General features: G+C 70.0%; 26 protein-coding genes and 1 pseudogene. 16 read left to right on the top strand and 11 right to left on the bottom strand.

Annotated elements, in window-relative coordinates:
- Window positions 1-2: 2 nt before the first annotated feature.
- On the top strand, window positions 3-1,184 hold the full coding sequence (locus LY40_RS24535; protein WP_183779187.1) for an ABC transporter ATP-binding protein: 1,182 nt from the start codon (window positions 3-5) through the stop codon (window positions 1,182-1,184).
- Between the two features lie 84 nt (window positions 1,185-1,268).
- Here LY40_RS24535 and LY40_RS24530 read toward each other — a convergent pair whose 3' ends face one another.
- The 3 genes from LY40_RS24530 to corA all read right to left on the bottom strand — a co-directional run bounded on the left by LY40_RS24530 (window position 1,269) and on the right by corA (window position 4,220).
- On the bottom strand, window positions 1,269-2,111 hold the full coding sequence (locus LY40_RS24530; RefSeq protein WP_183779185.1) for a ParB N-terminal domain-containing protein: 843 nt from the start codon (window positions 2,109-2,111) through the stop codon (window positions 1,269-1,271).
- Window positions 2,108-2,758 (bottom strand): metallophosphoesterase family protein, encoded by a 651-nt coding sequence (locus LY40_RS24525; RefSeq protein ID WP_183779183.1) that lies wholly within the window; start codon window positions 2,756-2,758, stop codon window positions 2,108-2,110. Before LY40_RS24525 ends, LY40_RS24530 begins: the two co-directional genes overlap by 4 nt.
- A 358-nt stretch (window positions 2,759-3,116) precedes the next feature.
- On the bottom strand, window positions 3,117-4,220 hold the full coding sequence (gene corA, locus LY40_RS24520) for a magnesium/cobalt transporter CorA (RefSeq protein WP_183779181.1): 1,104 nt from the start codon (window positions 4,218-4,220) through the stop codon (window positions 3,117-3,119).
- Between the two features lie 488 nt (window positions 4,221-4,708).
- Between corA and LY40_RS24515 the strand changes: the two genes are divergently transcribed.
- Window positions 4,709-5,818, top strand: a complete 1,110-nt coding sequence (locus LY40_RS24515; RefSeq protein ID WP_258938289.1) for a DUF2332 domain-containing protein — start codon at window positions 4,709-4,711, stop codon at window positions 5,816-5,818.
- Window positions 5,819-5,873: 55 nt separating this feature from the next.
- Here the strand turns inward: LY40_RS24515 and LY40_RS24510 are convergent, their stop codons facing one another.
- The gene (locus tag LY40_RS24510) at window positions 5,874-6,278 is read right to left on the bottom strand and encodes an NUDIX hydrolase (protein ID WP_183779177.1); all 405 of its coding nucleotides are present in this window, start codon (window positions 6,276-6,278) and stop codon (window positions 5,874-5,876) included.
- Between the two features lie 268 nt (window positions 6,279-6,546).
- Between LY40_RS24510 and LY40_RS24505 the strand changes: the two genes are divergently transcribed.
- From LY40_RS24505 to LY40_RS24480, 6 genes and pseudogenes are all read left to right on the top strand, one after another.
- Window positions 6,547-6,708, top strand: coding sequence for a hypothetical protein (locus tag LY40_RS24505; RefSeq protein ID WP_183657701.1), 162 nt, complete (start codon window positions 6,547-6,549; stop codon window positions 6,706-6,708).
- Window positions 6,709-6,727: 19 nt separating this feature from the next.
- Window positions 6,728-7,288, top strand: a complete 561-nt coding sequence (locus LY40_RS24500; RefSeq protein ID WP_183779175.1) for a PH domain-containing protein — start codon at window positions 6,728-6,730, stop codon at window positions 7,286-7,288.
- Window positions 7,289-7,376: 88 nt separating this feature from the next.
- Window positions 7,377-8,249 (top strand): PHP domain-containing protein, encoded by an 873-nt coding sequence (locus tag LY40_RS24495; RefSeq protein ID WP_258938288.1) that lies wholly within the window; start codon window positions 7,377-7,379, stop codon window positions 8,247-8,249.
- A 7-nt stretch (window positions 8,250-8,256) separates the two neighbouring features.
- On the top strand, window positions 8,257-8,874 hold the full coding sequence (locus LY40_RS24490; protein WP_183779171.1) for a MarC family protein: 618 nt from the start codon (window positions 8,257-8,259) through the stop codon (window positions 8,872-8,874).
- Window positions 8,875-8,905: 31 nt separating this feature from the next.
- Window positions 8,906-9,757 (top strand): annotated as a pseudogene (locus LY40_RS24485) (RecB family exonuclease); the annotation flags it as partial.
- A gap of 152 nt (window positions 9,758-9,909) precedes the next feature.
- Complete coding sequence (locus LY40_RS24480; RefSeq protein WP_183779167.1) at window positions 9,910-10,266, top strand: hypothetical protein; 357 nt, start codon at window positions 9,910-9,912, stop codon at window positions 10,264-10,266.
- A 244-nt stretch (window positions 10,267-10,510) separates the two neighbouring features.
- Here the strand turns inward: LY40_RS24480 and LY40_RS24475 are convergent, their stop codons facing one another.
- The gene (locus LY40_RS24475) at window positions 10,511-11,062 is read right to left on the bottom strand and encodes a sugar O-acetyltransferase (RefSeq protein WP_221212637.1); all 552 of its coding nucleotides are present in this window, start codon (window positions 11,060-11,062) and stop codon (window positions 10,511-10,513) included.
- Between the two features lie 90 nt (window positions 11,063-11,152).
- On the opposite strand from LY40_RS24475, the gene LY40_RS24470 reads away from it, so the two are divergent.
- Window positions 11,153-12,100 (top strand): LysR family transcriptional regulator, encoded by a 948-nt coding sequence (locus tag LY40_RS24470; RefSeq protein WP_258938287.1) that lies wholly within the window; start codon window positions 11,153-11,155, stop codon window positions 12,098-12,100.
- A gap of 217 nt (window positions 12,101-12,317) precedes the next feature.
- Here the strand turns inward: LY40_RS24470 and LY40_RS24465 are convergent, their stop codons facing one another.
- The 3 genes from LY40_RS24465 to LY40_RS24455 are packed head-to-tail and all read right to left on the bottom strand — an operon-like array spanning window position 12,318 to window position 16,235.
- Window positions 12,318-13,148 carry an alpha/beta fold hydrolase gene (locus LY40_RS24465; protein ID WP_258938286.1) on the bottom strand — a complete coding sequence of 277 codons (831 nt, stop codon included), beginning with the start codon at window positions 13,146-13,148 and terminating at the stop codon, window positions 12,318-12,320.
- A 13-nt stretch (window positions 13,149-13,161) separates the two neighbouring features.
- On the bottom strand, window positions 13,162-14,466 hold the full coding sequence (locus LY40_RS24460; RefSeq protein ID WP_258938285.1) for an Rv3212 family protein: 1,305 nt from the start codon (window positions 14,464-14,466) through the stop codon (window positions 13,162-13,164).
- 5 nt (window positions 14,467-14,471) lie between these two features.
- Window positions 14,472-16,235 (bottom strand): DEAD/DEAH box helicase, encoded by a 1,764-nt coding sequence (locus LY40_RS24455; protein ID WP_183784916.1) that lies wholly within the window; start codon window positions 16,233-16,235, stop codon window positions 14,472-14,474.
- 321 nt (window positions 16,236-16,556) lie between these two features.
- Between LY40_RS24455 and LY40_RS24450 the strand changes: the two genes are divergently transcribed.
- Both LY40_RS24450 and LY40_RS24445 read left to right on the top strand, forming a co-directional pair.
- Window positions 16,557-17,213: a ferritin-like fold-containing protein gene (locus LY40_RS24450; RefSeq protein ID WP_258938284.1), complete on the top strand. Its 657-nt coding sequence runs from the start codon at window positions 16,557-16,559 to the stop codon at window positions 17,211-17,213.
- A gap of 72 nt (window positions 17,214-17,285) precedes the next feature.
- Complete coding sequence (locus LY40_RS24445) at window positions 17,286-17,516, top strand: DUF3107 domain-containing protein (RefSeq protein ID WP_183779159.1); 231 nt, start codon at window positions 17,286-17,288, stop codon at window positions 17,514-17,516.
- Between the two features lie 75 nt (window positions 17,517-17,591).
- On the opposite strand, the gene LY40_RS24440 is transcribed toward LY40_RS24445, so the two are convergent.
- Complete coding sequence (locus LY40_RS24440) at window positions 17,592-17,918, bottom strand: DUF4873 domain-containing protein (protein ID WP_183779157.1); 327 nt, start codon at window positions 17,916-17,918, stop codon at window positions 17,592-17,594.
- A complete protein-coding gene (locus LY40_RS24435; protein WP_183779155.1) occupies window positions 17,915-18,721 on the bottom strand; it encodes a TetR/AcrR family transcriptional regulator in 807 nt (268 codons plus the stop codon). The genes LY40_RS24440 and LY40_RS24435 overlap by 4 nt, the downstream gene beginning before the upstream one ends.
- A 122-nt stretch (window positions 18,722-18,843) precedes the next feature.
- Here LY40_RS24435 and LY40_RS24430 point away from each other — a divergent pair, with 122 nt between their 5' ends.
- Together LY40_RS24430 and LY40_RS24425 are read left to right on the top strand one after the other, a co-directional pair.
- Complete coding sequence (locus tag LY40_RS24430) at window positions 18,844-19,749, top strand: AurF N-oxygenase family protein (protein WP_183779153.1); 906 nt, start codon at window positions 18,844-18,846, stop codon at window positions 19,747-19,749.
- A gap of 20 nt (window positions 19,750-19,769) precedes the next feature.
- The gene (locus LY40_RS24425; RefSeq protein WP_372497781.1) at window positions 19,770-20,768 is read left to right on the top strand and encodes an alpha/beta fold hydrolase; all 999 of its coding nucleotides are present in this window, start codon (window positions 19,770-19,772) and stop codon (window positions 20,766-20,768) included.
- On the opposite strand, the gene LY40_RS24420 is transcribed toward LY40_RS24425, so the two are convergent.
- Entirely contained in the window at window positions 20,707-21,330 is a 624-nt protein-coding gene (locus tag LY40_RS24420; protein ID WP_183779151.1) for a TetR/AcrR family transcriptional regulator, read from the bottom strand. The two genes, LY40_RS24425 and LY40_RS24420, sit on opposite strands and share 62 nt — an antisense overlap.
- A gap of 224 nt (window positions 21,331-21,554) precedes the next feature.
- Here LY40_RS24420 and LY40_RS24415 point away from each other — a divergent pair, with 224 nt between their 5' ends.
- The 3 genes from LY40_RS24415 (at window position 21,555) to moeZ (ending at window position 24,989) form a co-directional block, all read left to right on the top strand.
- Complete coding sequence (locus LY40_RS24415) at window positions 21,555-22,478, top strand: alpha/beta fold hydrolase (RefSeq protein ID WP_258938355.1); 924 nt, start codon at window positions 21,555-21,557, stop codon at window positions 22,476-22,478.
- 51 nt (window positions 22,479-22,529) lie between these two features.
- Complete coding sequence (locus tag LY40_RS24410) at window positions 22,530-23,705, top strand: DUF3152 domain-containing protein (RefSeq protein ID WP_258938283.1); 1,176 nt, start codon at window positions 22,530-22,532, stop codon at window positions 23,703-23,705.
- A gap of 105 nt (window positions 23,706-23,810) precedes the next feature.
- Complete coding sequence (gene moeZ, locus LY40_RS24405) at window positions 23,811-24,989, top strand: adenylyltransferase/sulfurtransferase MoeZ (protein ID WP_258938282.1); 1,179 nt, start codon at window positions 23,811-23,813, stop codon at window positions 24,987-24,989.
- Window positions 24,990-25,183: the final 194 nt, after the last annotated feature.

Raw genomic sequence — 25,183 nt, 5'->3', positions numbered from 1 at the left:
CAATGGCAGAGATCGTGCTCGACAAGGTGACCAAGCGCTATCCCGACGGGGCGCAAGCCGTGTCCGAGATGAACATCGAGATCGCCGACGGCGAATTCATCATCCTCGTCGGCCCGTCGGGGTGCGGCAAGTCCACCGCGCTGAACATGATCGCGGGCCTCGAGGACATCTCGGGCGGCGAACTGCGGATCGACGGGCAGCGTGCCAACGAGAAGTCGCCGAAGGACCGCGACATCGCGATGGTGTTCCAGTCCTACGCGCTGTATCCGCACATGAGCGTGCGGGAGAACATGGCGTTCCCGCTGCGGTTGGCGAAGGTCGACGACGCGACCGTCAACGAGAAGGTCGAGGAGGCGGCGCAGATCCTCGACCTGAACCAGCACCTCGACCGCAGGCCCGCGAACCTGTCCGGGGGACAGCGGCAGCGCGTCGCGATGGGCAGGGCGATCGTTCGCAGTCCGAAGGCGTTCCTCATGGACGAACCGCTGTCCAACCTGGACGCCAAACTGCGCGGTCAGATGCGCACGTCGGTGTCGAAGCTGCAGAAGCAGCTCGCCGTGACGACCGTGTACGTCACGCACGACCAGACCGAGGCGATGACGCTCGGCGACCGGGTCGTCGTACTGCGCGGCGGTCACGTGCAGCAGATCGGTTCGCCCCAGTTCCTCTACGAACAGCCCGCGAACCTGTTCGTCGCCGGGTTCATCGGCTCCCCGTCGATGAACTTCGTCCCCGGCACGCTTGAAGACGGGGTGCTCAAGAGCGTCCTCGGCACGACGGTGCTGACCGACCGGGTGCGCAGGCTCGTCGAGGCGGCCGGCGGACCGCGTGAGGTGATCGCGGGCATCCGGCCCGAGCACTTCGAGGACGTCTCGCTCGTGGACGAGAAGCACCGCGAGGCCGGTGCGACCTTCCGCTCCACCGTGGACGTCCTGGAATCGATGGGCGCGGAGAAGTATGCGTACTTCTCCCTCGACGAGCAGCTGACCGGCAGTGAGGAACTCGCCGAACTGGCCGCCGACGCGGGTTCGGCGGACGTGCCCGGCAGCGGGTCGACGATCGTGACCCGGCTCGACGCGGCCTCGGCCGCTGCCGAGGGCAGGGAGCTGGAGGTCTGGTTCGACCCGGAGCGGCTCCAGCTGTTCGACCCGAAGTCGGGCAAGAACCTGACCTTCGACGGCTGAGCGGGCGGCCCGCTGCCGGGACCGCCCACGCGGCGAAGGTGTGTCCCGCCGGGACGCACCTTCGCCGATTCGGCCGTTGCGGGGTCAGCGGCGCCGGGAGCGGATCGCTTCGATGACGGCGTCGTCCCACGAATGCGTCCGGATGAGCCGGTAGCGCTCACCCGCGACCCACAGGTACGCCTCGGCCTCGGTGCGCGACCCCACCAGGTCGGCCTGGCGCAGCATCCGAACCACCGGTTCGTACTCGTCGGTGTACCACCGCGCGGCGATCGTCGCCCGGTCGAGGAACACGCCGGAGTCCTGCATCAGCCGGAACCCCCACGCCTCGACGTGTTCGCCGAGTTCCGCGTAGTCCCACGGGTCGGTCACCACGACCGAGGCGCGGGCCTGGCCGGTGAGCGGCACGCGTTCGAGGAACAGCCGCCGGTAGTCCTTGACGATGAGGTCGCCGCGGTGGCGGATGCCGGCCGGGTCGAGTTTCGTGCGGACCTCGGTGACGAACGCGTCGATCGTGTCGAGCCCCAGGGCGTGCGCCACGGACACCCGGTGATGACCGTCGATGACGAAGTGCAGTTCGCCCACGCGGTACACCTCGATCGGCGGGATCGCCTCGCCGCGGCGACTGGCCAGCGCGAGGCGTTCCCAGCGCTGGCGGACCCGGCCCGAGGTCGGCCGGAACCGGCGGTCGAAGTCGGAGTCACGGTCGACACTGCCGACGATGCTGTCCAGCTTGATCACACGCAGGCCGAGGCGGCGCTGCCCCTCCCAGCCGAGCGCGGCGACCACCTCGCCGAACGGCAGCGTGATGTTCACGTCGTCGGGTTCGCGGCGCAGCCAGGTCGCGAGTCGCGACAGCACCTGCCGCCTGCGGGCGCGCAGGAAGTCGTGCTCGGCGTCGGCGCGGGGGAACCCGGTGTCGCGGTTCATGCCGAGCCCACCAGCGACCCGAGTTCGAGCACGTGGCTGCCCACGACGTTGCGCACCGTGGTGCCCGCCAGTCTGCGATCGCCCGCGGCCTCGCCCCAGGGGTGGATGTGGCCGTGCAGCAGCCACCGCGGCCGCAGTCGCCGGACGGTCTCGTGTAGACAGTCGAAGCCGTGGTGGGGCGGATCGTCGCGGTCGCCGACCCCGCGCGGCGGAGCGTGGGTCAGCAGGACGTCCACGGGCCGACCCCGGCACCGCCGGACCAGCCTGCGCGCTCTGCGTGCCTGCGCGCGCTGCGACCACTGGTTCGGCCCACCGTTGTAGCGCACCGATCCGCCGAGCCCTGCGATCCGCAGGCCCGCGGCCGTGACGACGCGGCCGTCGGCGTCGATCCCGCCGGCGGGCCCCGGCCAGGCCGTCGGGATGCCGCCCCGCAGCGGCAGGCCACGGTGACGCGTGAATCCCGTCAGATCCGGGTCGTGGTTCCCCGGCACGAACACCAGCGGCACGTCGAGCAGGTTCGCGAGGTGCTCGAGGTAGCCGAACGGCAGATCGCCCGCGCCGAGCACCACGTCGACCCGCGGGTCGAGGTCACGGCCGCACCACAGTGACTCGTCGACCTCGTCGGCGACCACCAGTGCTCGCACCATGGCGACAGGGTACGCCGACGCGGGCGCAGCACACGCGGTTCTGAGTGCAGGACACGCGTGGCTGAGCGCAGGACACGCGCGACGACGTAGCCGCGCGTCAGCGCGTCGCTAGGGGGTGGCGGCCGGGCGACGGGTGGGCGCAGGACACGCGCGACGTTTGGGTCAGCGCTGCCGCGTCAGTGGGTCACCGCGGCGGCGTCGGGGTTCATCGCGATGAACGCGATGACCACGACGAGCCAGGCGATGCCGAGCATGACGCCCCAGAACTTCAGGTCGGTGAGCTTGCGGATCATGACAACTCCCCATGAATGATCGATCGAACCCGGATGTGCCCCTCAGTGCCGGCCCGAGCGCGTGCTCAGAGCCAGCGGTTCTTCCGGAATATTCGATAGAGCAGCAGACAGAGGCCGAGAATGATCGCGAGCACCAGCGGATAGCCGAACTTGAAGTTCAGCTCCGGCATGTATTCGAAGTTCATGCCGTAGATGCCCGCGATCGCGGTCGGCACCGCGATGATCGCCGCCCAGGCGGTGATCTTGCGCATGTCCGAGTTGAGCTGCAGCGTGATCTTCCCCAGCGTGGCGTCGACCAGGGTCGTCAGCAGCTCGTCGAACGACTCGACGCGCTCGGCGACCGTCGTGACGTGGTCGTGCACGTTGCGGAAGTACGAGCGCACGTCCTCGGGCACCAGCCGGGTGTAGCCCTCGGAGAGCCTGCGCAGCGGCGTCGCCAGCGGCGAGACCGCACGCCGCAGCTCCAGCACCTCACGTTTGAACAGGTAGATCTGCTCCGACGTGACGCGGCTGCGCGGGGCGAACACCTCGGCTTCCATCTCGTCGATGTCGTCCTCGATCTTGTCGGTGACGTCGAGGAAGTGGTCGACGACGTGGTCGGCGATCGCGTGCAGGACGTCGGCCGGCCCGTTCTGCAGCCGCTCCGGATCGGCGTCCAGCTCGCGCCGCAACTGCGCCAGCCCCGTGTGGTTCCCGTGTCGCACGGTGATGATGAAGTCCTTGCCCAGGAACGCCATGAGCTCGCCGGACTCGACGATCTCGTTGGCCGTCGTCGGCGAGGAGTGCTCCACGTAGCGCACGGTGCGGAACACCATGAACAGCGTGTCGTCGTAGCGCTCGAGCTTCGGCCGCTGGTGCGCGTGCACGGCGTCCTCGACGGCCAGCTCGTGCAGGCCGAACGTCTCGGCGATGCCCTGGATCTGGGGTTCGGTCGGCTCGTGGAGGCCGATCCACACGAAGCCGTCGTCGCGGCCGCGGACCTCGTTGACCGCCTCTTCGTGTGTCCAGGTGCCGGGCTTGCGCTGGCCACCGATGTAGACGCCGCAGTCGACGACGGAGGCCGACAGCGGCTGCGGCCGGCGCTGCGGGGCCTGCGCCGGGGCGCGGCGCCCACGGGCGCCTCTGCCGCCACGGCCCCGCAGGTTGCCGAAGGAAGGAATCGCAGGCATGGCTTCTCCAGGCTGAGTGTCGCCGGATCATCACTGAGGTGCCACGCCCGGCCGGTGTTCAACCGGTCGAGCTCGGCGGGTGCTCAGGACCGCTTCCGCGCTGGAGCGAACAGGGCTGCCACGGCGAGTGGACTCGCCGCCTGCAACCCGTGGCGCATGCCGCTCGCGGCAAGGGGAGGTGCGACTGGCCGACGTGGTCGGTCCGGACGCTGCTCGCCGGAGGGTCAGGCCGATTCGGGCCGGCGTGAGGAAGCGGTGCCCGTACTGAGCGGGCTGGCGGTACTGAGCGGACTATCGTCACTGCTCATCTGCATTCCTCACCTCCTTCGGCCGGTCTGCACGCGACGTGGTGTTGCTCGCGTTGACGCATTGCGCGCCGATGGTCAAGGGTACCTCTAGGGTTGTCTCGCATCATCGCTGGGGGATCTTCGAGGAGGGCTCTGACGTGCGGTTCGGAACTTGGGTGATCGTCGGGCCGGAGCGCCGGCATGGCTGATGTCGGCACGGTGAAGGAACGGCTGCGGCGGTTCGCCGACCACGAGGCGGCCGGGATTTCGCCGCTGTACTCCCATCTCGCGGGCCATGCCGCCGAGGACGACGACGTCGCCGCGCTGCTGTCGGAGGCGGGCACCGACGGGGACACGCACCCGACGTTGCTGCTGGCGGCCGCGCACCGGCTGATCCAGGCGGAGCCGATCCACCCGCTGTCGCGGTACTACCCGTCGCTCGGCGGGATGGACGGCGTGGACGGTGCGACCTGGCCCGAGTTCCGCACGTTCCTGCTCGAACGCGCCGACCGTGTGGCGGACATCGTGCGCACCCGGTTCACCCAGACCAACGAGGTCAACCGCGCGGCCGTGCTGTATCCGGCCGTGGCGCGTGCGGCGAAGCAGGCGAAGGGCAAGGTCGGCCTGCTCGAGGTGGGCTGCAGCGCCGGGTTGCTGCTGGGGATGGACCGGTTCGCGTACCAGTACCGACTGCCGGGCGGGGAACAGCTCACGGCGGGTCCGAAGAAGACACCCGTCGGCCTGCACTGCGCGGTCGAGCTCGCCGAAGGGGCCGGGCCGCCGACGGTGCCGACGAAGCTGAACGTCGGCGCGAAGGTCGGCCTGGACCGCAATCCGGTCGACGCGCAGGACGACGACGAACTCGCCTGGCTCGAGGCGTGCGTGTGGGCCGATCAGCCGGACCGGATCCGCATGCTGCGCACGGCAGCGGCGGCCCAGGCCAAGGACGTCCCGGAACTGGTGGCGGGCGACGCCGTCGACGACCTGGCCGCGGCCGCGGCGCGGGTTCCGGAGGAACTGCCCCTCGTGCTGTTCAGCAGCCACGTGATGGCCTACATGGCGGCCGACCGGCGCGAAGCGTTCGTCACTGCGGTGGGTGAAATCGCCGAGAAACGACCGGTGTGGTGGGTCACGCTCGAGTCGTACGAGGCCGGGCTCGACGTGGTGCTGCCCGGCAGGGACGAGCTGGCCTACGGAGTGACGGCGCGTCCCACGCTCGGCCTTGTGACCTGGAAGAACGGCAGTCCCGACGCGCAGGCGCTCGCGCTTGCCGATCCGCACGGGCAGCGGATGACCTGGCTCGGCCCGTGAGACACGGGTCCGCGCCGGACGCCGGTGGCGTTCGCTACGGACCCGGCTCGAGTCCTCACTGAGAGTCGTGGGGCAGCATGTCCCATGCACGCAAAGTGTTGACCAGGTTTTCCGTCAACTCGTCGTGGTCGTCCATCCGAGTGAGTTCACGGTGGTCGACCCACCGGGCGTCGGACGCGTCGTCGCCCGGCGTCAGCCGCCCACCGCGAACGAGACAGCGGTAGTCGTTGATCAGGTACGGCTCGCGCATGATGCTGCCGACGAACGGACCTGCCTCGACGGCCAGTCCTGTCTCCTCGGCGAGTTCCCGCACCACCGCGGCGCGGTCGGTCTCGCCCGCTTCGACCCGTCCGCCCGGCAGTGACCAGCGGCCCCGTGCCGGATGATTCGCCCTACGGATGAGCAGCAGCCTGCCCGCGGCGTCGTGCACGATCCCGCCCACGCACCGGATGTGATCCATCCCGCTCCCGTCCCTCGGCCGCGACGAGCGGGCCGTCGTATCCGTCCTGCCGGCCTCCGGAAGCCCCGCGTGCAGGAGGTCAACGCGATGCGGCGGCGCCCGCCCCTGTGGTCACGATGGGTAGCGATCACGCTACGATCACCGCGCGTACTGCCCCAAGCGCAGGACTTACCTCCCGTAGCGACAGGTAGTGCGGTACAAACTTAGTGGCACCTCACCCAACAGGTCCAAGCAACTGGTCTGCACTCGAGAGACGGGATTGATCGCCGTGAACGCGAAGAAGCTCGCAGGAATTGCCGCTGTCGCGTTGGTTCTGTTCTTCGTGATCGCGCAGCCAGGTCAAGCTGCGGGTTTTGTCAACAACATCATCGGCTTCCTGCGCGACGCCGCCGAGGCCGTGATCACGTTCGTCAGCAACATCTTCACCTGACGCGCGTTACCCTCGGTTCATGTTCGCACCACGCGACCCAGACGAGTACCTCCTCGACACCGAACGTCGGGTGATCCGCATCCGACGCCATTGGGCGTGTCTCGGGTGGAACGTATTCGAGGCCATCGCCATGATCGCGATCTGCGTGATGATCTCGTACATCCTCCCGCCGTCGATGTGGGTCGTACAGAACCTGCTCTGGTACGCCGCGCTCGGCGTCGTCCTCTGGTTCTCGTACAAGGTCATCGAATGGTGGGTGGAACGCCTCGTCGTGACCGACAAGCGGTTCATCATGACGACCGGCGTCTGGACCACGCAGGTGCTGATGATGCCGATCACCAAGGTCACCGACCTCACCTACGAGCGGACCTTCGGCGGGCGCATCTTCGGGTACGGCACGACGGTCATCGAGTCGGCCGGCCAGATCCAGGCGCTCAACAAGATCCGGTACCTGCCGGAGCCGGAGAACTTCTACGACACGATCTCGGAGCTCGTCTTCGGCGACAAGCAGAAGCAGGCCGAGCGGTTCTCCATGATCAAGGCGCAGCGCGCCGCCCGCGGCAAGAAGGTCCGCGGCTGACGGTCCTGCGTCGTCGCTGCAGCGCAGGACCACGTGCTGCGGTCGTCGCGGTGCCTGCCGCGGGGGCGCCCCGCACGCGTGTTGGACAATGGACGTCGTGCGCATCGACCTGCATACCCATTCGACCGTCTCCGACGGCACGGACGACCCCGCCGAGCTCGTCGCCGTCGCGGCGGCCGCCGGGCTCGGTGTCGTGGCGCTGACCGACCACGACACGACCGCGGGCTGGCGGCCGGCGGCCGAGGCACTGCCGCTGGGGATTCGGCTCGTGCCAGGGGCCGAACTGTCGTGCGTATCCGACGACGGCCGCGGTGGGCGGGTCAGCGTGCATCTGCTGGCCTACCTGTTCGACCCCGACGCCCCCGCCATCGTCGCCGAGCAGCGGCGACTGCGGGAACAGCGACGGTCGCGCCTGCGGGCGATCGCCGACCGGATGGCCGCCGACGGGCTGCCGGTGGACGCCGACGAGATCCTGGGCAGCCTCGGCCCGGACGCCCCGGCCGGTAGGCCGCACCTGGCGCAGGCGCTCGTGCGTGCGGGGCTGTGCGACACCGTCGACGAGGCGTTCGCGAGCTATCTGGCGACCGGTCGCGGGTACTCGGTGCCGCGCCGGGACACCCCGGTCGAACATGCTATCGACATGATCGCCGAGGCGGGCGGTGTGACGGTGCTGGCGCATCCGTTCGCGTTCCAGCGTGGCCCGACGGTGACGGCCGAGGTCGTCGAGACGCTGGCACGACGCGGTCTCACCGGGGTCGAGGTCGACCACCCCAATCACGACGCGCGCACTCGCGACGAGCTGCGCGCCCTGGCGAAGGATCTCGGGCTCGTGCGCACCGGGTCGAGCGATTACCACGGAACGAACAAGTCGATCCGGATCGGCCAGGAGGTCACGCCGCCGGAGGAGTTCGACGCACTGGTCGCGCAGGCCACGGGGACCGACGTCGTGGTCGGCGGCTGAGGCGGCGATGGACTACTTCAACCTGACGCTGTTCACCGAGGCTCTGATCACGCTCGTGGTCATCATGGATCCGCCCGGCACGGTGCCGGTGTTCTTGAGTCTCGTCGGCCGCAAACAACCGTCGGCGCGGGCGCGGGCCGCGTTGCAGGCGGTGCTGGTGTCGTTCCTGGTCGTCGCGCTGTTCGCCGTCGCGGGACAGGCGATCCTGGCCTACCTGGGCATCGGCATCCCGGCGTTGCAGGGCGCGGGCGGGCTGCTCCTGCTGCTCGTCGCCCTGGACCTGCTCACCAGCAAGGGCGGCAGTGAGCCCGAAGTGGCCGACGACGTGAACGTCGCACTGGTGCCGCTGGGGACTCCGCTGCTGGCCGGGCCGGGTGCCATCGCCGCGACGATCGTGTTCGTCCGCGAGGCCGACGGCGATGCCGGCGGCTACATCGCGCTGGCGTGCGCCATCGTGGCCGTCCACGTGATCATCTGGGTGTGCATGCGCTACTCCGGAGTCCTCATCAAGGTGCTGCGGGAGAGCGGCATCACGCTGCTCGCGAAGATCGCCGGTCTGCTGTTGGCGGCGATCGCGGTGCAGCTGGTGGCGGATTCGGTGCGCGGCTTCATCGCCGGCGCGTGAGGTGTCGGGGACTGTCGGTACGGTGCGCGTGATGGAGCAACTGGGGTTCGACTTCGGTGTGACGCCGCGTCGCCTGATGAAGGTGACGCCGGCGCGGTTGTCGACGTTCGACGATTGCCCGCGCCGCTACCGCCTGGCGTACGTCGACCGTCCGACGCCGCAGCGCACGGGGCCGTGGGCGCACAGCACCCTCGGCGCGGTGGTGCACAACGCCCTGCGTGCCCTGTTCGACCTGCCCGCTGCCGAACGCACACCTGCCCGCGCCGCCGTGCTCGTGGACCGGCACTGGAAGGGCGCCGGGTTCGCCGATTCCGAACAGGCCGGGCGGTACCGGCGGCTCGCGAAAGAGTGGACTTCCCGGTACGTCGCCGACCACGACCTGAACACCGACCCTCGTGGCGTCGAGCGGTGGGTGTCGGCGCCGGCGGCGGGTGGGGACGGTCCGGCGTCGATGATCGTGGAAGGTCGCGCCGACCGGATCGACGAGCGTGACGGCGAACTCGTGGTCGTCGACTACAAGACCGGCAGGCGTGCGCCCGACGAGCACGAGGCGCGTTCCTCCCAAGCGCTTGCGTTGTACGCCGTCGCGGCCGAACGGACCCTGCACACGCCGTGCCGGCGCGTCGAGCTGCACCATCTGCCGAGCGGCACGGTCGCTGCGGCCGAGCACACGTCCGACAGCCTGAGCAGGCAGCTCACCCGGGCGGAGGAGACGGCCACCGACCTGCAGCAGGTCACGGATAAGCTGGCCGACGGCGGCGACCCGGACGAGCTGTTCCCGGCGCGTACCGGCCGCCGTTGCGCGTGGTGCGATTTCCGTCCGAGCTGCCCCGCCGGACAGCAGGCAGGCCCGGCGGCGCGGTCGTGGGATCTGCTCGCTCCGCTCCACGACGATGCCGATGACGACCGCACCGGGGGCTCCGGTGACGGCACCGGCGGCGCTGGGGACGGCGCGGCCGGTGACGGCGAGCGCGGCGGGGACGGGACTTCGGCGCGCGCCACGGCCGGAGCCGACCGATCATCAGGGGGTGTGTCGTGACCCGGGCTCCGGGCTGGACGAGGACGACGGCAGCGGCCGACCGCACCGAACCACTGGAGACGCCCGTGACCGAACCGGACGCGCCGGGGGCGGGCGGGCGCGCGTGGCGGGGCTTCACCGGCTCGGTCGCCGCGGGATTCACGCTGTTGGCGGTCGTGGTGCTCGTGGTGGCGCTCGCCACCGACGGCGGGCCGGGCATGGCGGTCGTCGTGTGGCACCTGCTCGGTGCGGTGGCGGCACTCGCGCTGCAGGTGGTGCTGGTCGACCGGGGACGGGGCCCGGCCGCGGGGCTGGCGGGCGTCGGCGTGGTCGGTCTCGCCGGCATCGTGCTGTGGACGTGTTGGTGGGCATGAGGTCCGGCCTGCGCCGAGGTGAGTCCGCGGCAGCCGGGCAGTCGGCCGCTGAGCCGCGGCCGGCCGCGATGAGGACTACGTGCGCCCGCAGGCCGTGAGAACGGTGGTGGCGGTTCTGCCGATTCGGGCCGAGGTGGCCGGGGTTGGAACGGCGGCCGCTCGAGTGCCGTGAGAACCGGCGCGTGTCGGTTGTAGCGCGCTGCGGGCGGCAGGGGACACGGACCGCCGGAGGGGCGGCCAGGGGTCATTCGATCGTTCTGATCACGTGGGCGGGGACTCCCGCGACCAGGGTGCCTGCGGGTACGTCCCGGGTGACGACGGCGCCTGCGGCGACCACCGAACCGGCTCCGATGGTCACTCCCTGGGTGACCACGGCGGCCGTCCCGATCCACACGTCGTCTTCGACGACGATCGGGGCGAAGGAGAGGTACTCGCGACGTTCGGCGAGGCGCAGCGGGTGGCCTCCGGTGATGAGGCTGACCTTCGGGGCGATCATGACGCCGTTGCCCAGGTGGATTCCGCCTTTGTCCATGAGCGTGCACCCCTGGTTGATGAACACGTTCTCCCCGAATGTCGTGTTCAGTCCGTGTTCGGTGAACAGCGGCGGATAGATGGTCACCGAATTCGGGAGTGGGCCGCCGAAAACAACGGAAAGTAGTTCGGCGCGCTTCTCGTGGTCGCTGAACGGCAGCACGTTCAGCCGAGACGTCGCGTCGGTCACCTCGGCGATCCGTTCCGCGTGGTGCGCGAACTCGGGCGTGTGGACGTACATGACCTGGTCTGTGCGGGTGGACATGCGCTGATCCCACCACCGCACGGAAGTCGTGATCAAACAACACTACGCCGCACGCGATACAACTGACGGTTGTGAAAGTACGGTGACGATGTGGATATCGACGCGCTCCGGACGTTCGTGACCGTCGCCGAGACGGGCCAGTTCCAGGCCGCGGCGGACGAGCTGTGGATCAGCCAGCAGGCGGTCTCCAAGCGGATCGCCGTCCTGGAGCGTCATCTCGAGGTCTCGCTCCTGGTGCGGACCTCCCGCGGCTCCCGGCCGACGCTGGACGGGCAGGTCTTCCTGCCGCACGCCAAGAACGTCCTCAACGCTCTAGATCAAGCCGAGCTAGCCGTGCGCCCCGGCAGCAGGCCGTTGCGGGTCGATGTCCTCAACCGGCGTATCGCTCCGGCCCAGGCCGTGTACCGGTTCTACCTTTCCCACCCGGAGATGAACCTGGACGCGGTCACGTTGAGCGACGAGAACGCGGTCCAGGCCGCCCAAGCCGTGCTCGACGGAACGGTCGACGCGTCGTTCCGCGCCCTGCCGGCATCCCAGGTGCCTGCCGGTATCCGAGCCGAACGACTGCTGGACGCGCCGCTGGAGCTATTGGTCGGGCCCGGCCATGCGCTGGCGAGCGAGTCGTCGGTCAGGCCGGCGGACCTGGCCGGCCACCGCATCTGGATCCCCGGGATCAGGCGGGGATCTGAGTGGGAGGCGTTCTATCGGGCGCTGTCCGAGGCCTTCGGGTTGAGCATCGACGCGTTGGGTCCCCACTTCGGTGACGAGGCACTGATGGACGCGCTGGCCGACTCGGCCTCGCTGGCCAGCCTCGTCGGCAGCGGGGATCGGTACCTGTGGCCTCGGAATCACGACCTGCGGCGAATCCCGTTGCGCGAACCCACACCCGTGTACCCGCATGCCCTGCTGTGCCGCAGTGGGGATCAGCACCCGCTGCTCGCCGCACTGCGCGACCATCTGCGCACTACACGGCCGCGAAGCCCGGACGGTGCATGGACACCGGACGATGCATGGACACCGGACCGGATGGGCGACTGACCGGCCACGGCGGCGCCCGGACCACCGCCGAGCGGCCACACAGCATTTCCGGCACCCGGAAGCCGCAACACGGGCCCCGGAAGCCGCAACACGCGGCTGAATGCAGAGCGCTCGGGCGTGAACGCAGAACACGCGCGGCTGAACGCAGAACACGCGGGTCCGAATGCAGAACACGCGGGGGGCGACGACCGGCTACGGCCGTGGCTCCCGAACGCCCCTAGATCCAGGCTCGCCATTCGGCGAGCAGGACGTCGAGCAGGACGTGCGGGTTCTCGGTGTTGGGCGAGTGTGCTGCCTGCGGAACGACCGTGAACGCTGCGGCGAGTCTGCGGGCCATGTCTTTCTGCTGATCGACCGACCAGGCGTCGTCGTGTTCGCCCGCGACGACCAGTGCGGGGCGGTCGCCGAGTGCGGCGGCGAGCTCGTCGGTGCGGTCCGGTTCGGTGCGCAGGCCCCTGGCCATACCGAGCAGGCCGGCCGCGCTCGAGCTGACGAACCGCGTGCGCAGGAACGCGCGCAGTTCCGCGGCGGGCAGGCCGCCGAGCTGTTCGCGAATTGCGTAGACGGCTTCGACACCCTGGGCGCGCAGCAGCGGTTCACCCGCTTCGAGTGCCTGTGCACGGAGGCCGTGCGGCAGCCGGGCGGGACCGCTGTCGAGCAGCGTCAGCCCGGCGACCGGCGCGCCCGCGAGCACGGCGCCGCGGGAGACGAGCCCGCCGTAGGAGTGGCCGAGCAGCACGACAGGGCCGTCGAGCGAGGCGATCAGGTCGGCGACGACCTCCCCGAGCCGGTCCGGCAGGTAGGCGGTCTCGTCGTCGGGTCCCGGTGACTCGTACTGGCCTGGCAGGTCGATCGCCAGCGGATGCAGGCCGCCGTCGGCGATGCCGTCCAGAAGCGGGGCGAAATCCTCCTTCGACCCCGTGTAGCCGGGTACGAGCAGTGCGGTGCCGCCCGCATCGGCCGGCGCGGGGCCGGACAGCGCGGCGATGCCGCCGGGAAGGTCGATGCGCCTGCCGCCGTGCGGGGACAGCTGGGAGAACGCGGTCATCGGGGGTCTCCCGTCATCGCAGTGCCACCACCTCGTCGCCGCGGCGTTCGAGCACGACGGGGCCCGCGGTGGCCATGGTGATCTGACCTCGATGGTCGTCTCGGTCGACGGCGATCGTGCGGACCGCGTCGCCGCTCGCGGGGTCGAGCACGGCCAGGCCGCCGCCGATCGGTGCGAGATACCGGCCCGCGTACGACGTTCCGGCGCCGCGCGTGTTGTGCACCGTCCACTGCGGAGTCAGGTCCGCCGTGGACAGTGCCATGGTGCGGGATCCGGTGAACCAGTAGACGTTCCGCGGTCCGCGGACGGTGGGCATCACCCCGTCGCGCGGTTCGCGGTCCAGATCGGACCGGGGAAGGTCGAGCGGATACCGAGTCCGCTCCCGGCCCTTGGCGTCGTACAGCACCAGTTCCTTCGCCTCGGGCAGCAGCACCGCCGAGCCGCCCGGCACCATCGCGACGAGCTTGGCGCCTCGTTCGGGCAACGTCTGGGAGAACTCCTGTTCCGGCTGGTCGGACTCCTCGGGCGCGGCCTTGAGCACGGTCAGCAGGGCACCGGTGCGGCCTGGGCAGCGTTCGATCACGCCGACCCGGCCCGACGCCGCGGCGACGGTGCCGTACCGGCAGTTCGGCCGCGGCTGGTACCCCGCGTTGACCTGCGCGTACACCCGGCCGAACTCCATGCTCTTCACCAGATCGTCGCGCCAGGTGTTGAGCAGTCGATCGCCCGTGGTGGTCACGTATCCGCCGTCGCCGAGGAGCCTGGTGCCGCGTTCGGCGTCACCGTTGCGCTGCGCGGTGCGCGTGCCGGTTCCCGCGTCGAGCTGGGTGACCTCACTGCAGCCCGCGTCCTTGCGGTAGACGGCGAGTGCGCGTTCCCACTCGGCGCCGACGGTGCACAGCGGCAGGTCGCGGGCGTACCGCCAACGGACCGAGCCGGTCTCGGGGTCCCTGCCGGTGACCTCGCCGCCGTCGCCGGTGATCACGGTGCCCGCGGTCGCGACGGGCGCGGGGGTCGCTGCGCTCGGCGCCCGCCACGCCTCGTGGAACTCGGCGGGCACGGACGCCGGCTGGGCGGGGGTGTTCGCGGGCGGGGGCGCGGTCTCGCTGATCGTGGCCCTGCTGTCGCTGCCGGCCCAGACGACGAGGCCCGCCACGACGGCCGCCACGCCGAGCAGCGCCGCCGCGATGCGGTCGCGGCGGCGGTCCCACGGCGAGCGGCGGCTCCGCACCGTGGTCGATGCGGAGCCGCTGTTGTTACCGACCGTGTCGCCGGTCGTGCCGCCGGAGTCCGGCGGGAATGATCCGGTGGAGCTCACGGATGTCAGTCTGCCGTGGCGGACGTTTCGCTCGTGTTGGTGGTCTGCGCAGCGTTGTCCTGCGTGGCCTCGCCGCTGCCCCGGCCGCGGCCGCCACGGCGGCGACGCCTGCGCGCGGGACGCTGGCCGCCGTCGGCCTGGGCGTCACCGGAGGCGGCGCCGTCGGCCGAGGCGTGGCTCTCGGTGGCGGGCTTCGAACCGCTGCCGCCACTGCGGGTGCGGCGGCGCGACCGCGACCTGCCCGAACCGGACGAGGCCGTGGCGCCGTTCTCGCTGTCGGCCTGCGACGTCGAACCGGAGGACTCGGCGGAATCGCCGTCGGCGGACTGGCCGCCACGGGTGCGCCTGCGGGGCTTGCGGTTGCGCGAACGGGTCGCGCCGCTCTCCCTGGACCCGCCGCGCTCGCGGGACCCGCCCCGCTCGCGCCGCTTGTCGCCCAGGTCCTCGGCGTCCTCCGCGGCCAGGCCCTCGCGGGTGCGCTTGCTCAGCGGCAGGCGGCCCGTCGCGTCCTCGGCGATGCCGAGGTCGGAGAAGAGGTGCTTGGACGTCGAGTAGGTCTCCACCGGCTCCGGCTGGCCGAGGCCGAGCTCGTCGGAGATCAGCTTCCAGCGAGGGATCTCGTCCCAGTCGACGAGCGTGACCGCCACGCCGGTCTTGCCCGCACGGCCGGTGCGGCCGATGCGGTGGACGTAGGTCTTCTCGTCCTCGGGCATCTGGTAGTTGATGACGTGGGTCACGTCGTCGACGTCGATGCCGCGCGCGGCGACGTCGGTGGCGACGAGCACGTCCACCTTGGAGGAGCGGAAGGCGCGCAGCGCCTGCTCCCGCGCGCCCTGGCCGAGGTCGCCGTGCACGGCCGCCGCGGCGAACCCGCGGTCGGTGAGCTCGTCGGCGACCTTCTGCGCGGTGCGCTTCGTGCGCGTGAAGATCATCGTCAGGCCACGGTCGGTGGCCTGCAGCACCTTCGCGACCAGCTCGGGCTTGTCCAGCGAGTGTGCCCGGTAGACGAACTGCGTCGTGCGCTCGTGGATGGCACCCGCGTCGTTCTCCTCGGCGCGGATGTGCGTCGGCTGGGTCAGGAACGTCCTGGCCAGGGTGATGATCGGGCCGGGCATGGTGGCCGAGAACAGCATCGTCTGCCGCTCGTCCGGCACCATCCGCAGGATGCGCTCGATGTCGGGCAGGAAGCCCAGGTCGAGCATCTCGTCGGCTTCGTCGAGCACGAGCGAACGCACCTTGCCGAGCACCAGGTGGCGCTGTTCGGCCAGGTCCAGCAGCCTGCCGGGGGTGCCGACGACGATGTCGACGCCGCGCTGCAGCGCTTCGATCTGCGGTTCGTAGGGCCTGCCGCCGTAGATCGACTCGACGGTGATGCCGAGGTTCGCACCCGCCTCGGCGAGGTCCTTGGTGACCTGCACGCACAGCTCGCGGGTGGGGACGACGATCAGCGCCTGCGGCGTGCCGTCGCCCGGCGTGTCGAGCCGCTGCAGCAGCGGGACCCCGAAGCCCAGGGTCTTGCCCATGCCGGTCCTGGCCTGCCCGATGACGTCGTCGCCCTTGAGGGCCAGCGGCAGCGTAAGCGCCTGAATGGCGAAGGTGCGGTGTTTGCCCGACGCCTCGAGCGCCGAGATGATCTCGGGCTTCAGGCCGAACTCGGCGAAGGCCGGCGTTTCGGCTTCCGCCGCGGGCCGGGAGACGTCGGGTGCGACATCGGTGGCGGGACCGTCGGCGCTATCGGTGCCGGCGGTCTGGTTCTGGTCCTGGATGATGGGAAATCGCCTCTCTCATACCGGCGCGCAAGCCAGGCATATACCGCGATGGCTCGACCACACTCACATCCGTGCTTTCGCGTTCATGACCAGCGAAGAAATACGGTGTGGGAACATCGCCGAGGCGTGCACGCACATTGCTTCTCACCTGCGTGTTCACGTGCCACGAATATGTCTTTCGCGGCGTTCACGAGTGGTGAAAATCGCTCTCGGTTCTCAAGTGTACAGCGAAGACGCCGACATATCGTGATGCCTGCCGCATTCGATCACGTGTCGTTGGTAACTGCTGGCCGGTTTGCGCTCTCGACTACGGTGAACGGCGTGACGGAGGCGCGTGCGGAAATCAGTAGCGGCGTGGTCGACCTGCTCGGGGTCCTGGCCTACGGCGAGTTGTCGGCGTTCGACCGGCTGGCCGAGGATGCGCGATCGGCTCCGACCCTGGCCGGGCGGGTCGCACTGGCGTCCATGGCAGGCGCGGAGATCGGGCACTACGAGATGCTCGCCAACCACCTGTACGCCCACGGTGCTTCGGTCGAGGAGGCGATGCAGCCGTTCCGCAAGCACGTCGACGCGTTCCAGGAGTCGACGGCGCCGCGGACGTGGCTGGAGTCGCTGGTCAAGGCGTACGTCGTCGACAACCTGGCCGCGGACCTGTACCGCGAGCTCTCGACCGTGCTCGACGACGAGGTGCGGCGCATCGTGCTCACGGTGCTCGACGACACCGGTCATTCGGCGTTCGCCGAACGCGAGGTGGCGGCTGCCATCGAGGCCGACAGCACCCAGCGCGACCGGTTGTCGCTGTGGTCGCGGCGGCTGCTCGGGGAGGCGCTGACGCAGGCGCAGTACATCGTGGCCGAGCGGGACGGGCTCGCCGAGCTCATCGTGGCCGGTTCGGTCGACCTGTCCGGGATCGCCGCGTTGTTCCGCAAACTCCAGCAGGGACACGCCAAGCGCATGCAGGTCCTCGGCCTCGGCTGAGTGGAACACGTCCGGCGCGCTAGCCTGGACGGGGAACGAACAGGCTCAACTTTTTCGCAGCGGAGGTTGCACGTGGAGGTCAAGATCGGCATCAAGGACACCCCGCGGGAGCTGGTGGTGTCCAGCGGCCAGACGCCCGAGGAGGTCGAGAAGCTGGTCGCCGAAGCGCTGGGTGCCGACGACGGCCTGTTCAGCCTGACCGACGACAAGGGCCGTAAGTACCTGGTCCCGTCCGACCGCATCGCCTACGTCGAGATCGCGCCGTCGGACTCCCGTCGCGTCGGCTTCGCCGTCGGCGGCTGATCCGCCGCCCCTCGAACCAGCGAACGCCGCGCCTCCCGGATCGGGAGACGCGGCGTTCGTCGTGTGCGGGCAGGTTCAGTGCGCGGTCGCCTCGACCTCTTCGAGGGTGGTCGGCACCGCGAACGGCGGGGTGCTCGTGCCCATGATCCGGTACCGGTCCCACGGGTCGGGGTCGGAGATCTCGCCCTCGGCGGTGCCCTCCGGGGTGCTCAGTCGCACCTTCCGCTTCTTGCCGCCGGTGAGGGTCATGAGCTCGTCGTTGGGCTTGATCCGGCCGTACCAGTGGTAGTAGCCGTCGATCGGCTGGAAGTGGCCGCGCAGGTGCACCTCCACCGCCACTTCGGTCTCGTCCACCAGCAGTGTCGCCGCGCCGGTGTAGCCGTCCTCGTCGTGTTCGCTCATTGTGCTGCTCCAGCTTCGTCGATGGGGCGTGCGGTGTCGTCGCCGGCGTCCTCGCTGCGGCTGAACTGGACGATCTTGTTGGTATCGACCGGCCGGTCGGGGTCGATCTCGATGCCGTGCTGCCTGGCGAGGCCGTCGATGGCCGCCCAGATGATCTGGGTCAGGTACTCCACCACGGCGTCGCGGCTCATGCTGCGCCTGGCCAACCACCATTCGCCGGTGTTGTGGACCAGCCCGACCACGCCGTGCGCCCAGGGTTCGGCCGCGCCGGAGTCGACGTTGAACATGCGCAGGTAGTCCCCGAGCAGCGCGGTCAGCGCGTTGGCGATGAGCGCCTTGTCCTCCGCGACGACGTCGGTGACCTCCGAGTCCAGCGGGCGGTCGGCGAACCGTCTGCGCGCGAGCAGGCGGTAGAGGTTGGGGTGCTCTTCGAGCACGGTGAAGAACGCGTCGAGCGCCGTGCGGATGCGGGGTACCGGGGCGAGCTCGGTGTTGATCGCGGGCATGAGGCGTTCGAAGAGGATCTCGGTGCCGCGGTCGCCGAGGGCGAGGTAGAGGTCCGCCTTGTCCTCGAAGTGGCGGTAGAGCACCGGCTTGGTCACGCCCGCCGCGGCTGCGACGTGTTCCATCCCGAGGTCGGGGCCCTGCTCCTCGAGCGCGGCGAGTGCCGCGTCGACGAACTCGGCCCGGCGTGCGATGCGGTGCTTGCGCCAACGGTCCTTACGGGCGTCACCACTTCCGGGTGTTGCCTTGTCGGACGACTTCTTCTTGCTCGACTTGACAGGGTCCGGCATGCCTTTCATGCTACCAGAAGTAACTGTTACTGGAAGTTACATGAACTGCGACAGGTGCTCCCGGAGCAGCCCCGGATTGCGGGCCGGCCGGGGAGCAGCCAGCCGTCAGCTGTGAAAGGTGGTAGGCCGCAATGACGCGGACCCTGGGCGATGCCGGGCGGGAGAAGACCGCTGAGCGTCTTCTGAAGTCGTCGGCCAACAAGTTCTACGACCCTGAAGTCGACATCGACTGGGACGCTCCCCTCGTCGAGGGCAAGCGGTTCATCCCCGAGGAACGTTCGAGCCTCTACGGCACCGAACTGTGGGACAGGCTCACGCCCGAGCAGCGCATCGAGCTCGGCAAGCACGAGATGGCCAGCATCGCCACGAACGGCATCTGGTTCGAGGTCATCCTCATGCAGCTGCTGCTCAAGGAGGTCGACAACGGCGACCCGACCACGAGTCACGCGCAGTACGCGCTGACCGAGATCGCCGACGAGTGCCGGCACTCGACGATGTTCGCGCGCATGTCCAACAGGTTCGACTGCCCGCACTACGGTCCGGTGAAGTGGCGGCACCGACTGGCCAGGATCCTCCCGATCATCGGATACGGCCCCGCGCTGTACGGCTCGATCCTGGTCGCCGAGGAGATCCTCGACCGGCTCCAGCGCGAGCAGATGAACGACCCGCAGATCCAGCCGCTGGTGCGCATGGTCAACCGCATCCACGTGCTGGAGGAGGCGCGGCACGTCACGTTCGCGCGTGAAGAGGTGACCCGCCGGATCAAGGGCATGGGCAAGGTCGAGCTGGCCTACCAGCGCTGGATGATCGCGTTCGTGTCATGGCACATCTGCCGCAGCCTGATCAACCCGCACGTCTACAAAGCCGTCGGCATCCGCCCCAAGGAGGGGTACCAGGCTGCGCTGAACAATCCGCACTGGCGGGCCACGCTGTTGTTCTCGGGCGAGAAGATCATGCCGTTCCTCGACGAGGCCGGCCTGGTCGGCGCGCCCGGCATGAGGCTGTGGCGCAGCGCGGGCCTGCTGCCGAACAAGTGAGGGCATCCGTGGTGACGACCGTGACCGCGTCGGACGGCGCGCGCATCGCCGTCGAGACCAGCGAACCGGAAGGCGGCGGCGACCATCGGGTCACGCTCGTGCTCGTGCACGGGTGGACCCAGGATCGGCGCACCTGGGACCGCGTGGTGGGCGAACTCTCCCCGGGGGTGCGCACCGTGCGCTACGACCTGCGCGGTCACGGCGACTCCGACCCCGCGGGGCCGCGGTCGGCGACGATCGACCGGCTGGCCGACGACCTCGCCGAGGTCATCGCGACGCAGGTGCCGTCGGGCCCGATCGTGCTGGCAGGGCATTCGATGGGTGGCATGACGATCATGGCGCTCGCGGACCGGTACCCGGACCTGGTGGCCCGACGCGTCGCCGGGGCGGCGTTCGTGGCGACGTCGTCGGGGAACATGGACCGCCTCACGCTCGGCTTTCCGGGCGCGCTGGGCAGGGGTGCAGCGCGCCTGGAACGCCGGCTCGCCAAGCTGCTGGTGGCCTACCGGCGGGAGCGGCTGCCGGTGGCACGGCCGCTGGCGGCACTGGGCGGCCGGTTCCTGGTGTTCGGCAAACGGCCGCGGAAGGACGACGTGCGCTCGGTCGCGGAACAGCTGCGCAAGGCACATCCGCGCAGTATCGGCGGGTTCCAGAACGCGATCTCGCTGCACAACCGTGTGACCGCACTGGCGGCGCTGGCGACCGTGCCGACGGTGGTGCTCGTCGGTGACCGGGACCGGCTCACGCCGGTGGAGCACGCGGAGGCCATCGCCGAGGAGCTGCCCCATGCGCGGTTCGTGCTGTTCCCGGGTGCGGGGCACATGATCACGCAGGAGCGCTGGACCGGTGTCGCCGATGCGATTGCCGGTCTGATCGCCGACGCCGGTACCACCGCCGTGCCCGGGGGCACCGCAGCGGACGGTGCCGCTACGGACCGTGCCGCTACAGGGGGTGCCGCTACAGGGGGTGCTGAAGCGGGAAGCCCGCACCGATCCCGCGCCACGCCAACGTCGACGTGAGCCGTACGGCGTCGTCGCGGCTGACGTCGCTGCCGCGATCCAGCCAGTAGCGCGCGCTGACCTGGCTCATGCCCACGAGGCCGACGGCCAGCAGTCGCGCCCGCTCCGCGTCGAGCCCGGCGTCGGACATGATCGTCTTGGCGATCGCGTCCACCGTCGCGCTGGTCGCCCTGTCGACGGCCCGCTGCACGTCGGGTTCGCCGCGGAGATCGGATTCGAAGACCATGCGGAACGCACCGGCGTCGCCGTTGACGAAGTCGAAGAACGCGCCGACGGCGTTCTGGACCCGCTGCTTGTTGTCCGTGGTGGACGAGAGCGCGTCCTCGACCGCGCGCACCAGGTCGTCGACGTGGCTTTCCAGCAGCGCGATGTAGAGCTCGAGCTTGCCGGGGAAGTGCTGGTAGAGCACCGGTTTGCTGACACCCGCCTGTTCGGCGATGTCGTCCATGGCCGCCGAGTGGTAGCCGTTCGCAGCGAACACCTGTTGTGCCGCGGTCAGCAGTTGGGCACGTCGCTGCGTGCGGGGCAGCCGCACGCCCTTGCCGTGCGCCGTTTCGGTCATCTCTTGCCTCCAGACTTCCCAGGGCACATTACTCGCCAGTATGTAAGTAACGCCAAACATCGAGTTCATGCGGCATGCTGGACGTCGTGTTCGAGACCGCATCGTCGACGAGTGCCCCGATCCCGCAGCACCGGCAGCGCCCTGCCGTCCGGCCCGCGGACACGCGCCGCGGGCCGTTGACACACGTGCCCCTGTCACGGGCGTCGCTGCCCGCCTACGACCCGATGCTGCCCCCGTGGGAGGGCTCGTGGGAAGCCATCGGCGGAGGTGACGACCGCGGCCAGGACGGAGCGCGGCTCCACGTGCGGCGCACGCCCGGCCTGCCGGACCGGACGGCGGTGTACGTGCACGGCCTCGGCGGCTCCTCGACGAACTGGACGGATCTGGCCGCACAGCTGGCGCCGCAGGCCGAGGGGATCGCGCTGGACCTGCCCGGATTCGGCTTCTCCGAGCCGCCCCGCGGGTTCCCCTACAGCCTGGACGCGCACGCCGACGTCGTCGCCCGCTACCTCGAGTCGCTGGGACGTCCGGTGGACCTGTTCGGCAACTCGATGGGCGGGGCGGTCTCACTGTTGCTGGCCGCGCGCAGGCCCGAACTCGTGCGCACGCTCACACTCGTCTCGCCTGCGATGCCCGACCGCAGGCCGGACCCGCGCAGACTGTCCGACCCGCGGATGGCACTGGCGATGCTGCCCGTGATCGGCACGCCCGCGCGCAGACAGCTGGCGCGGCTGACCCCCGAGGAACGGGCGCTGCAGACGATCCGGCTCGTCTACGCCGACGCCGACCGGTTCCCGCGGCACCGGCTCACCGAGCAGGCCGAGGAGTTCGCGGCGCGCTCGAAGTACGCGTGGGCAGGTGCCGCGCTGGCGCGCAGCACGCTGGAGATCTTCCGGTCGTGGTTCACACCGGGGCCCGGATCGCTGTGGTCGGCCGCGCCGCAGGTGCAGGTGCCGACGCTCGTGGTGTGGGGCACCGAGGACAGGGTGATCTCGGTGCGACGCGCCCGGCGTACGGCCGATGCGATCCCGTCGGCTCGGCTGCTGGTGCTGCCCCGCACGGGGCATGTCGCCCAGATGGAACGTCCCGTGACCGTGGCGCGAGCGGTCCTGGGAATGTGGGAACACCTCACCGACGGCCGCTGGTAGCCCGCCGGGTGAGACCGCATGCGGCGCGAACGGTGTGGCAGTCTGGACGGCGTGGACAGGGTGTCGCACGAAGCACGGCGGGAGGATGAGCGGACCGGGTATTCCGGCCGCGGCCCCGGTCGCGCACGGCGCCCCCGCGCGCCGGGCGCGCGGCCGCTCGACGAGCGGTACGGGCCCGGAGTGCGCAGGCCGGGTGAACCGCTGCGAGCGTCGTGGCGGCCCCACGACCACGACTACGACCCCGACGCGGAGCTGCGGGAATCCCACTCCGATATCGATGTGGCTGCCGACCACGACGCCCACGGGGCGGATTCCGGCGGCGAGCGACGGGGCGGGCGTCCGAAGAAGTCGAAGTCCGGTCTGCGCAAGCTGATCGCCACCTACGGCTGGCGGGTGTACGCGATCCCGGTGCTGCTCGTGGTCACCGCGCTGGTCGTCGTCGACACCACCAAGACCGATCCCGACGAACCCGGCGCCCAGGCGGGCGACGCGTCGGTTGCGGCCGACGCGGGCGAGAGCGGCGGCCGCGGCGGGGTCGACGAGATCCCGGCGGGAAAGCAGGACCTGAACATCCCCACGGCCGAGCTGCCCGACGGCAGCGAGTTCACCCGTCGGGGGCAGGGCACGTGGCACGTCGTGCCGGGCGGCAGCGATCCCGTCGGCGCGGGCGGCCGGCTGCTGCGCTACACGATCGAGGTCGAGGACGGTATCGACCCTGCGGGCATCGCGGGGGAGGACAGCTACGCCTCGACCGTGGAAGCCATCCTCGCCGACGACGACCGCGGCTGGGTCAGCAGTGGCGACGTGCGGCTGCAACGAGTCGACGACAGCGGACCCGAGGCCGACTTCTACGTGAGGCTCACCACTCCCGAGACGGCGAAGGACGTCTGCGGCGACGCGATCCCGTACCCGGCGTCGTGCCATGTCAACGGCGAGGTCGTGATCAACCTCGCTCGCTGGGTGCGAGGCGCGAAGGCGTTCAGCAGCGACCTGACGGCGTACCGCCAGTACGCCATCAACCACGAGGTCGGCCACGCTCTCGGCAATGGTCACGTGGGGTGCGCCAAGGAGGGCGCGCTGGCGCCCGTGATGATGCAGCAGACGTTCGGCGTCGCGAACGACTACGTCGCGAAACTCAACGACACGCAGGGCGGCGACGCCGGCAGCGTGCCCGCCGACGGCAAGACCTGCCGTCCGAACGCGTTCCCGAACCCGCAGGCCCAGTGAGCCGGATCTCCCGGAAACTGTCCACGATGTGGACACCGGGAAGGTTCCGGGGCCCGGACCCGTTATGAATGGATGAACTGCGACAAGCGCGAGATGGAGGACGTGATGTCGACTGCGCTGCCGCCGCTCGTCGAGCCGGCTGCCGAGCTGACCAAGGAAGAGGTCGCCCGGTACAGCAGGCACCTGATCATCCCGGATGTCGGAATGGACGGGCAGAAGCGGCTGAAGAACGCCAAGGTGCTCGTGATCGGCGCGGGCGGGCTCGGTAGCCCGGCGCTGCTGTACCTCGCCGCCGCGGGGGTGGGCACGCTCGGCGTGATCGACTTCGACGTCGTGGACGAGTCGAACCTGCAGCGGCAGGTGATCCACGGTCAGTCGGACATCGACAAACCGAAGGCCGTCTCGGCCAAGGAGTCGGTCGCGGAGGTGAACCCGTACGTCGACGTCGTGCTGCACCAGGAGCAGCTGACGAACGAGAACGCGCTCGACGTCTTCCGCGATTACGACCTGATCCTCGACGGCACCGACAACTTCGCCACGCGCTACCTGGTGAACGACGCCGCGGTGATCCTCGGCAAGCCGTACGTGTGGGGCTCGATCTTCCGGTTCGAGGGCCAGGTCAGCGTGTTCTGGGAGGACGCGCCGAACGGCCGCGGCCTGAACTACCGGGACCTGTACCCGGAGCCGCCGCCTCCCGGCATGGTCCCCTCGTGCGCCGAGGGCGGCGTGCTGGGCGTGCTGTGCGCCTCGATCGGTTCGATCATGGTCACCGAGGCGGTCAAGCTCATCGCCGGCATCGGTGAGCCGCTGCTCGGCCGGCTGATCAGCTACGACGCGCTCGAGATGCGCTACCGCGAGGTCAAGATCCGGAAGGACCCGGAGACCCCGAAGATCACCGAGCTGATCGACTACGAGTCGTTCTGCGGCGTCGTCTCCGACGACGCGCAGCAGGCCGCCTCCGGCAGCACGATCACGCCCGCCGAGCTGAAGGCCAAGTTCGACGGCGGTGAGAACTTCGAGCTCATCGACGTTCGCGAGCCGCACGAGTACGAGATCGTCAACATCAAGGGCGCGAAGCTGATCCCGAAGGACCGCATCCTGTCGGGGGAGGCGCTCGCCGAGCTGCCGCAGGACAAGCCGGTCGTGCTGCACTGCAAGTCGGGCCAGCGCAGCGCCGAGGCGCTCGCCGCCCTGCACAAGGCCGGTTTTTCGAGCGCAACGCACCTCGGCGGAGGCGTTTTGGCATGGGCGAAGCAGATCGACACGAGCTTGCCTACATACTGATAGGTGGCAGCGCCTGCTGAAGGCGTCGTCTTGTGCTGCCGGCTGAGACTTGCTCAGGCCATCTGGCCGGTTGCAGGGTGCGGCGGAGGCCCCGGAGCTGGAAACCCCAGCGCCGGGGCCTTCGTCTTTCCAAAGGGCTGTCTTTCCAAGGGGCTGCTGTCTTTCCAAGGGGGCTGTCCTTCCAAAGGGCTGTG

This window comes from Prauserella salsuginis, from assembly GCF_024648885.1.
In the GTDB taxonomy this organism is placed as follows: domain Bacteria; phylum Actinomycetota; class Actinomycetes; order Mycobacteriales; family Pseudonocardiaceae; genus Prauserella; species Prauserella salsuginis.
The sequence above is the reverse complement of the archived record's forward strand: the minus strand, read 5'-3'. Positions and strand labels throughout refer to the sequence as shown.